The 9357-nt window shown below is 63.2% G+C and carries 9 protein-coding genes; 6 read left to right on the forward strand and 3 right to left on the reverse strand.

Annotated elements, in window-relative coordinates; all coding sequences use genetic code 11:
* Both ABJF10_RS25725 and ABJF10_RS25730 read right to left on the reverse strand, forming a co-directional pair.
* The coding region (locus tag ABJF10_RS25725; protein ID WP_348547487.1) for a PQQ-binding-like beta-propeller repeat protein at positions 1-1187 on the reverse strand (1187 nt) is incomplete at its 3' end.
* 15 nt (positions 1188-1202) lie between these two features.
* A complete protein-coding gene (locus ABJF10_RS25730) occupies positions 1203-2240 on the reverse strand; it encodes a GDSL-type esterase/lipase family protein (protein WP_348547488.1) in 1038 nt (345 codons plus the stop codon).
* Between the two features lie 123 nt (positions 2241-2363).
* Here ABJF10_RS25730 and ABJF10_RS25735 point away from each other — a divergent pair, with 123 nt between their 5' ends.
* On the forward strand, positions 2364-3245 hold the full coding sequence (locus ABJF10_RS25735) for a hypothetical protein (RefSeq protein WP_348547489.1): 882 nt from the start codon (positions 2364-2366) through the stop codon (positions 3243-3245).
* 30 nt (positions 3246-3275) lie between these two features.
* Here the strand turns inward: ABJF10_RS25735 and ABJF10_RS25740 are convergent, their stop codons facing one another.
* The gene (locus tag ABJF10_RS25740; protein ID WP_348547490.1) at positions 3276-3788 is read right to left on the reverse strand and encodes a rhodanese-like domain-containing protein; all 513 of its coding nucleotides are present in this window, start codon (positions 3786-3788) and stop codon (positions 3276-3278) included.
* Positions 3789-3959: 171 nt separating this feature from the next.
* Here ABJF10_RS25740 and ABJF10_RS25745 point away from each other — a divergent pair, with 171 nt between their 5' ends.
* The 5 genes from ABJF10_RS25745 to ABJF10_RS25765 all read left to right on the forward strand — a co-directional run.
* The gene (locus tag ABJF10_RS25745) at positions 3960-4478 is read left to right on the forward strand and encodes a tetratricopeptide repeat protein (protein WP_348547491.1); all 519 of its coding nucleotides are present in this window, start codon (positions 3960-3962) and stop codon (positions 4476-4478) included.
* A gap of 132 nt (positions 4479-4610) precedes the next feature.
* Complete coding sequence (locus tag ABJF10_RS25750) at positions 4611-5624, forward strand: hypothetical protein (RefSeq protein WP_348547492.1); 1014 nt, start codon at positions 4611-4613, stop codon at positions 5622-5624.
* A gap of 347 nt (positions 5625-5971) precedes the next feature.
* Positions 5972-6142, forward strand: coding sequence for a hypothetical protein (locus tag ABJF10_RS25755; RefSeq protein WP_348547493.1), 171 nt, complete (start codon positions 5972-5974; stop codon positions 6140-6142).
* Positions 6143-6960: 818 nt separating this feature from the next.
* Positions 6961-8070: a Gfo/Idh/MocA family oxidoreductase gene (locus ABJF10_RS25760; protein ID WP_348547494.1), complete on the forward strand. Its 1110-nt coding sequence runs from the start codon at positions 6961-6963 to the stop codon at positions 8068-8070.
* Between the two features lie 95 nt (positions 8071-8165).
* Positions 8166-9357, forward strand: a 1192-nt coding sequence (locus ABJF10_RS25765) for a Gfo/Idh/MocA family oxidoreductase (protein ID WP_348547495.1), incomplete at its 3' end; no start/stop codon positions are given.

Below are 9357 nucleotides of genomic sequence, written 5' to 3' on the forward strand. Positions count from 1 at the left end.
TGAAGTTTTTGTGCTGTCTCCAACTGTTTTTTCAATGGCTCGATCAGTTTCGTCCGGCTGATTTCCCCGTAGCCCGTGGGCTTGAGCCGCGCATGAATCAGCATCCCCTCGTCGGTGTAGAGGAAGGCGGTGTCGCCATGCGGCGTGATGTGAGCGCTCGGGCCGGTCTTGCGCGCGGTCACCTTGTCCGTCGCCCATATCTGTTTGCCGGTATGGGCATCGAGGCACACGAATTCCCCGCGGCTCGTGACGGAGTAGATGGCATCGCCAGCGATCACCGGCGTCGAAGTGTTGCTCAGGATGCGCTTCGTCACGCCGCGATTTTCCGGCCACAGGATGCTGGCGGCGGGTTTGTCCGCATCCAGCTTGAACATCAGCCCGCTGACGAGCAATCGGTCACCGGAGCAGACCGGCGTGGCGTTGTCGTCGTTATTGCTGGTCTTGAGACCCTCGCGCCACCAGGTCGCGCCGGTGGCGGGATTGAGCGAGGAAATCGATTCACCCGTCCAGACGATCAACTGCCGCTGGCCACCCGCGGTAATCATGATCGGCGAACTATTGGCCGCCGGTTCATCCAGCGCCTTCCAGACATCGCGGCCGGTGTTCCGATCGAGCGCAACGACACACGCTCCCGGCTTTCCTCCGATGGCGAGAATGACCCGGTCGCCATCCACCAGCGGCGATGCGCGGCACTGCAATTCCGCCGCCGCGTAGTCCTTCGCCAAATCCCGGCGCCACAGCAGTTCGCCAGTCGCCGCATGGAGACACATGGCATCTCCATTGGCGCCCAACGCATAGACCTTGCCCTCCACCACCGCGGGCGTGGCGGCCGGCCCCCCATTCTGCTCGGCATTATAAGCCCAATCGGGATAATCCACCTCGTAGGCGTGGGTCCACAACACCTTGCCGCTGGTCGCATCGAAGCACCGCACACGTTCGTGTGCCCGGGGATGCGTCAATTGCGCATCGTGCAAAAAGACCCGCCCGTCCGCGACGACCGGGCTCGGCCAGGAACCCCCCGCTTCAGCGCGCCAAAGCACCTTCAAGCCAGTGGGCGGAAACGATTCCATGATCCCCTTCTCCCGCCACACTCCATCGCGCTGGGGACCGCGCCACTGCGGCCAATCGTCCGCCCATGCGGAAAGACTGAGCAGCGCGAGGGCGGTGATGATCCGGGGGGAATTCATTCGTCAGCCCGCCGGCTACGGCTTGGTTTCCCCGAGCAGCTTGTTCAAGACCGGCTCCAGCTCCCGCGCCCAAATTTCATAACCCTTCGCCGTGGGATGCAGGAAGTCGCCCATCGTCTCCCGCGCAATGCTGCCATCGGGCTCGAGGAATTTCGCCCCGATGTCGAGGAAAGTAATACCCTCCTTGCCGTCCAGTTCGGCCAGGAACTTGTTGATCGCCTCCAGCTTCGCGCGCGTGGCATCGGGCTTCGGTCCGCGCGGAAAGATGGCCATGAGCACGGTCTTCGCGCCCGGTTGCCGTTGGTGCACCTCCGCACAGATAGCGCGAATGCCCGCGGCGATTTCCTCCGGCGTATTGCGGCTCACGTTGTTGGTGCCGATGTGAATGACGACGACCTTCGCCGCCGCGCCGTCGAGTTCCCCGTGCCGCAGGCGCCACAGCGTGTTTTCCACGAAGTCGTAGCCGAAACCGAGATTCGCCGCGTTGCGCTGGGCGTAGTGCTGCTCCCACACCTCCTTGCCGGGCTGCGAGCGATCATGCGGCTCGCCGCCAAACATCTGCGTGATGGAATCGCCGATGAAGACCAGCGACGCCTTGCGCTCCGCCGCGATCTTCGTCACTGCCGCATGGCGCACGGCCCAATCGTAAATCGGCCAGTCGCGATCCTGCGTGCAGGGCACCAGCGTCGCTGGCTGCGCCGCAGCGCCCGGCAGCGGTTCGAATTTCATCTCTGCCAGCTCGCTCATCTCCTTGCGATCCTCCGAGAAGGCGCGCGCCTTCACCGTACCACCCGCGGGGAGAGCGATCGGAGCGAGATACGGCCCGGTCTTCGGCCCTGGGTCCGCGCCGTCGAGGCTGTAACGGATCACCGCCCCCGGCGGAGCGCTGCTTAACGTCACAGTCCCCTGCGCATCGCGCTGGATTGTCGGCACAGCCAGGCTCGCCACCACCTCCGCTGTCGGCGGGGCCGCACCTCGCGCCGGAAATGGATCCAGGAAAAACGGGAGCGCGAGAAAAACCGCCAAGGCGAGCGAGGGGAAACGGGGGTGCATGTCCTGACGAACCTACACATCCCGGTCCTCATTAGGAAAGTGCTCTTACGGTCTGGCGTAACCGTCTTGTGCCGAACCGCACAATGACGGTAACCTTTCGCCGCCAAGATCGTTGCTACTCCAATGAGATTACCCCGCTTCCTCGCCTTGCTGGTCCTCCTCGCCATCGGCGGCAGTCTCTTCGCCGCCGACGCGAACGCGCCCTCTACCCAGCGCGTCTTCGTCTGCGCACACAGCTTCATGATCTTCACGGCGAAGATGCTCCCGCCGATGGCGCAAGCCGCCGGCATCCCGTACGAGGCGGCGGGACAACAAATGCTCGGCGGCTCGCGGGTGATCCAGCACTGGAACCTGCCGGATGATAAGAACCTCGCCAAAGCTGCCCTGCGCGAGGGCCGCGTGGATGTGCTCACGGTCTCCCCGCACCGGCTGCTGCCGGATGAGGGCATCGACAATTTCACCAAGCTCGGCCTCGAAAAGAACCCGAAGCTGCGCGTTTTCGTGCAAGCATCGTGGCCGGCGAACGACGGCGTCCTCGATCGCCCCTTCAAGAACGAAGAGCGCAACGCCTCCACCCTGGAGAGCTTGCACCAAATGCACGATGGCCACCGCGCCCGCTGGCTCAACGGCCTCGAAGCCCAGGTGCGCACCCTGAATCAATCCATCGGCCACGAAGCGGTCTACATCGTGCCCGTCAGCGACGCCGTATTCGCCTTGCGCGAACACATCGTGGCCGGCACCGCTCCCGGGCTCACCAAACAAACCGATCTCTTCCACGACGATCTCGGTCATCCATTGGCGCCCCTCGCCGAATTGGTCACCTACTGCCACTTCGCCGCCATCTTCGGGCGCAGCCCGGTCGGTCTCCCCACGCCTGGCGACCTGAAGAAATATCCGCAGGCGGATGATTTGAATCACTTGCTCCAGCAACTCGCGTGGGACGCGGTCTCAAACTACCCCATGAGCGGCGTGCATGTCGCCGTCCCCACGGCCGCGGGGCAGTAGTTCTCCGGATGGGAAAGCGAACCACGCCGCTCAATCGCGCAAAGCCCGCATTTCGGTGCCGTCGAACTGCAGCTTCGTCGTCGCCACATTCAGCAGCGGCCCGAGCTCATAGATATTGGTGTAACCGTAAGTCGCCAGTGCGATGTAAGTCGAAATGTTGAGCGACGCCGGCGAGCCCTTGCTCGCCAGCGAAACCGGCGCACCGAGGAAGTTATTGTTGCAGTAGATCAACACCCGCGTGCCCTTCGCCGGGATCACCCGCGCGAGCGCTTCCACCGTGAAATCCGTGAAGGGCAGGCTCACCGCCCCGCGGATGTGCCGCAGCGCATACTTGTCCGCGCTCCGCGCATCCAGCACGATCGTCCCCGGCTCGGACGCCATCGCCGCAAACTGCTCCTCCGTCAGGCGATGCTTTTCCCGCACCGGCTGTACCTCCGCCGCGATCTTGCGGAAGGCAGCGTAATCGATGAGCGGATTGCGGATCGGTTCCGCCGCCTGCACGATCGGAACGAGGAGAAGAAGGGCAGCAAGGGTCGTTTTCATATCCGCATCTTCGCCCACACCCGGACTCGATGTGTCAGCCGCCCGTGCGCGTTTTGTCAAAAAAATGTCACCCCTTGAAGCCGTGCGCGCCAAATAAATGGACCAATCCGCGGATCATCGCTTATGACCCGCTTGCAGCCAATCTGAACCTCCAGCAGCATGTAAACATCGATGGCGCCGCTTCCCATTTCCCAGTCCCTGGCTCTCGCCATCGAGCACCACCGTGCGGGCCGCTTCAGTGACGCCGAAGTCCTGCTCCGTCAAATCCTCACGGTCGAGCCGAGCCATGCCGAAGCCCTGCGCTGGCTCGGCAATGCGCTGCAAGCGCAGGGGCGGGTCGAGAGCGCGTTCGATGCTTTTCAAACGCCGCTGGGCATCAATCCGCAATTCGCCGAAGTGCACCACCATAGCGCGCTCCTCCTCATGGAGAGCGGCCAGTACGAAGCCGCCCTCGCTTTCTTCCAGCTCGCGGCCCGCTCGAAGCCAGACTATGCGAGCGCCCATCGCCACATGGCGGACGCGTTGCACGCGCTGGGGCGCGAAGAGGAGGCGGAGGAAGCGCTGCGCGCCGCAGAAAGGTTCGTGCCCGGCTTTCGCTCGCCCACCGGGCCGGGAGTGAACCGGAATGGCACACTGACACCGTTCCCAATGCCCGATGCCGATCTCGATCCAGGCGCAGGCCACCGGTAGAGCCTCACTCCTCTCCCCATCGGGATGCCCTGTCGGGCTCGGAGGCGAATCAATTCCGACGGCGCCAAAGAGACTGCCTCATTGACGGTTAAGGAAGAAGTAGTATCCCCTCTTCTCCCATTCCCTCTCCCCATGAAAAGACTCCTCCTCCCGGCCCTTCTCCTCGTCGCTTCGCTCGGCAGCGCTCTCGCCGCCGATTACAAGGCCGTCCCCGATTGGTATTCCTTCCCCGACGGCAAAAAAATCATCGGCAACATGCACGGCGACGTCGCGGTGGCCTCCAACGGCGAAGTCTACGTCAGCGTCATGGACCCGAAGGCCGGACTGCAAGTCTTCGGGCCGGACGGCAAATGGCTGCGCAACGTGCCCAACGCCCCCGCCGACTTTCACGGCTTCGTCATCCACAAGGAAGCCGGCGGCGAATTCATCTACGGCCCCCGGCTCGGCGCCGGCAACATCCTGAAGCTCACCCTCGACGGCAAGGAAGTGCTCAACATCCCGCCCTCGGCGATTCCCGATGAATTCAAGAGCAAGACGCCGAAGACCAAAAAAGGCGCTGACGGCAAGGATGTCCCGAATCCGGATGCCGACAAACCGGTCGTCCGCCTCACCGCCATGGACGTCGCCCCCAATGGCGATCTCTACGTCACCGACGGCTACTCCAGCGATTACGTCCATCGCTTCGACAAGACGGGCAAATACCTCAAGTCCTTTGGCGGCAAGCAGCCTCCCTACAGCTTCAAGACGCTGCACAAGATCGCCATCGACACCCGCTTCGACCCGCCCCGCATCATCGGCTGCGACCGCGCCAATGGCCGCGTCGTCCACATGTCGCTCGACGGGGATTTCCTCGGCGTAATCATCTCCGACCTGCGCTTGCCTGCCGCCGTGGCCGTGCAGGGGGATCTAGCCGTCATCGGCGAACTCAAGGGCCGCGTCACCGTCATCGACAAAGCCGGCAAAATCGTCACGCAACTCGGCGACAACACCAACCCGGCAGAACAAGGCACCAACAAGGTCGAACTCGACCAGTGGCGCCCCGGCATCGTCACCGCCCCCCACGGCGTGGCCTTCAACGCCCACGGCGACATCTTCGTCTCCGAGTACAACATCTACGGCCGCATCCACCGCTTCGACCGGCAGTAGGCTGTCGGTCACCAAACAGGCACTTTGGGATTGCGGAGAAGTCGTCCGCGCCGAAGGCGCCTTCTCACGCCGTCATTCTGAGCTTGCGAGCCGAGGCTTTGCGAGACGTCCGCGGTGCCGTGGGGACAACGACCTCTGATTTCTGCCTTTCTTCACCCATTTGGCCAAAGATGGTGCCAAGCTAGCGCGGTCGACCACGCATCAGATGCCAGAGCGAGATCAGAGGTTCTTCGCAAGCTCAGAATGACGGGGTGGAGGTGCGCGCTAGACAAGTTCGTAACACGCTCCAGGCTGCGCCTCGCTTTACGCGGCAGTCTTGGAGAATGCGGAAGGATGAAGGCGAAGGGATGAAGTATCCTTGGGAATCGCCGGAGGCGGATTTGCAGGCGGCGCGGGAATTGATCGAGAAGTGCGGCTATGGGCGGCGGAAGGAGGAACTCGAGGATGCGGAGGAGGCGATTCTGGGCACGGATGGTGGGGGCGGGCCGTCAGCCGCGACGGCGGCTTCTCCGGTTTGACAAAGAGGAGAGATGGGCTATCTTCTTTGCAGGTTGGAGGAGGAGTGCGGTTTCGTAATTGGGTAATTCGGGTAATGGCCGGGCGCGGCATGGTGTGGTTGATCAACTGATTTCTCTGCCGGCTAATGAACTATCTTCAGAACATGGGACGACTCTCGTGGAGGGCTGGCTGGAAAGCTGTCTCACCAACCGGCCACGGGTGGATGCGGCAACCGCTCCGGCGGTGCCATCCTTTGGCCGCGCCTGCCGAGCCGAATCTGATTCGCGTTTACAGAGGAGTTCCGACTAGTTCCTATCGAATCCGACTAACTAAAGGTCACCGCGTCCACGGGCCTTGCGCGGGCGTGGCCCGTTTCTGACCCAGCTTATTGCGCTCGGCTGTAGCAGCGGCGGCCAGCAACTCCGACTAGTTCCGACCTTGGAAGTTCTCCCAGCACCCCCGCCACGGAGCTGGCAGAGGTGGTTGGATTGTTCCACGGATCGAGAGCGGAAATGCGACGCGGCCGTGCTGGTCGATCTCACCGCTCTCCCACCGTTTTCGCCCAAAATCCCACTTCCATGCTACTCTGGAAATACCAGCGATCCCACTCGATCCCACCGCAAAAAATTCCAAGCGCATCCCACCGCGGCCTCGCGGAAAAGGAACAAAGATGTTCCACGCGCTTTGTTACCCATCGCCCAGGCGCATCAAGCCCAGTCAAGCCCAGTCAAGCCCAGTCAAGGCCAGTCAATGCGAGTCAAGGCTGCTCAAGCCTAAAAAAACTTCCCGTCCCACAACGGTTGCCTGATTCTAGCCGCCCCCTTCCCCTCCCGCTCCTATGAGTCACCTCTATCGCGTCGGTATCATCGGCTCCACCAACCGGGGCGGCTATGGGCATGGGATGGATACGGCTTTCAAGGACAAGGCGTTGTTTGAAATCGTCGGGATTGCCGATGACGATCCCACCGGCCTCGCGGCGTCCGGGAAGAGGCTCGGCGTGACGAAGCTTTACGTGGACTACCGCGAGATGCTGGCCAAGGAAAAGCCCGAGATCGTGGGCATCGGGCCGCGCTGGGTGAGCGATCGCGTGGCCATGGTGACGGCCGCCGCCGAGGCTGGGTGCCACATCTTCCTCGAGAAGCCGCTCGCGGCGAACCTGCGCGATGCCGATGCCATGCTCGCCGCCTGTCAACGGGCGAAGGTCAAGTGCGGCCTCGCGCATCAGCTTCGCGCCATGCCTCCGCTGCGCGCCGCGCTCGCGGACATCCGCGCGGGCAAGTATGGCAAGGTGCTGCGGCTCTACGGCCAGCCATCGGATGACGCGCGAGGCGGCGGCGAAGAGCTGATCGTCCACGGCACGCATTTCTTCGACCTGATGATCTCCCTCGTCGGCCCACCGCGCTGGGTGAGTGCCCATTTTGCCACTGGTGAGCGCGACGCCACGCTGGCCGACAAGCACGAAGGCCGCGAGCCGGTCGGCCCCATCGTCGGCGATTCGGCGGCGGTGATGATTGGCTTCGATCACGGGGTGCGCGGCTTTTGGAATTCGACGGCCAACTTGAACAAGGGCGGCACGATCTACGGCCTCACCATCCAGTGCGAGCAGGCCACGATCTGCATGCGCACCCGCGGCGAAGTGTTCATCTATCCCGGTCCGGTCATCGAACCCGAGAACGACCAGCGCGCCTGGCAGAAAGTGTGGGTCGAGGACTGGCACTTTACTCCCGAGCACCAGCCCGCGCCGCTCAACGACTATCTGTTGCGCGGCAACCAGACGCTCGTCCGCGAACTCGTCGCAGCCATCGAACGCGACACCGAGCCCAGCGCCAGCCTGCGCGACGCCGTGTTCGTCACCGAGATCATCCAGGGCGCCTACGCTTCGCACTTCGCGGACGGCCGGCGCCTGGCCATTCCCCTCGTCGTCCGTCGACATCCTCTCGAAGTCTAAACTGCCAACTATCGCCCATCTCAGCACACTTTTGTCTTTCTTGTTCTCTAATTCCCGCGCCATACACGGATAGTGTGAATACCAACCCTTCTCCCATGAACATCACCCGCCGCACCGCCCTCCAACGCACCGCCGCCCTCTCCCTCGGCACTGCTCTTTCGCTGCCCAGGCTTCGCGCCGCCGATGCGCCCGCGCCCGGCCGCAAGCTGCGCGTCGCCGTCGTCGCGCTAGGCCGCGGCTTTTCGCACGTCACCGCGCTGCTCTCGCTGCCCGATGTCGAGATCGCCTACCTCGCCGAGGTCGATCCCAAGCGGCTCGAGCGCGGCATGAAGGCCGTCACCGACAAGCAAGGCTCCTCCTGCCAGGGCGTGAAGGATTTCCGCACCTTCCTCGATGACAAGACGCTCGACGCCGTCTTCATCGCCACGCCGAATTTCTGGCACACGCCCGCCGCCATTCTCGCGATGAAAGCCGGCAAGCACGTCTACGTCGAGAAGCCCGGCAGCTCGAATCCCTACGAAGCCGAGATGATCGTCGCCGCCGCCAAGAAATACGGGCGCATCGTGCAGATGGGCAACCAGCGCCGCACCTGGATGAAAGAAGGGATCGCCGCCCTGCATGGCGGGGCCATCGGCGAGGTGCGTTACGCGCGCGCCTTTTATTACAACGCCCGCGCCGCCATCGGCCAGGGCGCGATGAAAGCCGCGCCCGATATCGACATGGACATGTGGCAGGGCCCGGTCACTTCCGACGGCGACATCAAGCCCTTCGTCCACTACGACTGGCACTGGCTCTGGCACTGGGGCAATGGCGAACTCGGCAACAACGGCATCCACTTTCTCGACATCCTCCGCTGGGGCTTGCAGGTCGAGTATCCGGAGCGCGTCACCTACAACGGCAACCGCTACTGGCACCAGGACAAACAGGAGACGCCCGACACCGGCGTCGCCATTTATGATTACGGCAAGGTCGGCATGGAGTTCGTGCAGAGCAGTTGCCACACGCGCTCGGCGGAAAAGCCGCCCGGCGAATGCGTCTTCTACGGGGAGAACGGCACCCTGGCCCTGAGCATCCCCGGGTGGACGGTTTACGATTCCAAAGGCGTGAAGACCAGCGAAGGCAAAGGCGCCGGCGGCGGCGACGCCGCGCACATCGGCAATTTCCTCGAGACCATCCGCGGCAATCAAAAGCTCAACAGCCCGATCGAAGAAGGCCAGAAGAGCACCATGCTTTGCCACCTCGGCAACATCGCCTACCGCACGAACACCGTCGTCCGCGTCGACCCCA

Source organism: Chthoniobacter sp. (genome assembly GCF_040003245.1).
Taxonomy (GTDB): Bacteria; Verrucomicrobiota; Verrucomicrobiia; order Chthoniobacterales; family Chthoniobacteraceae; genus Chthoniobacter.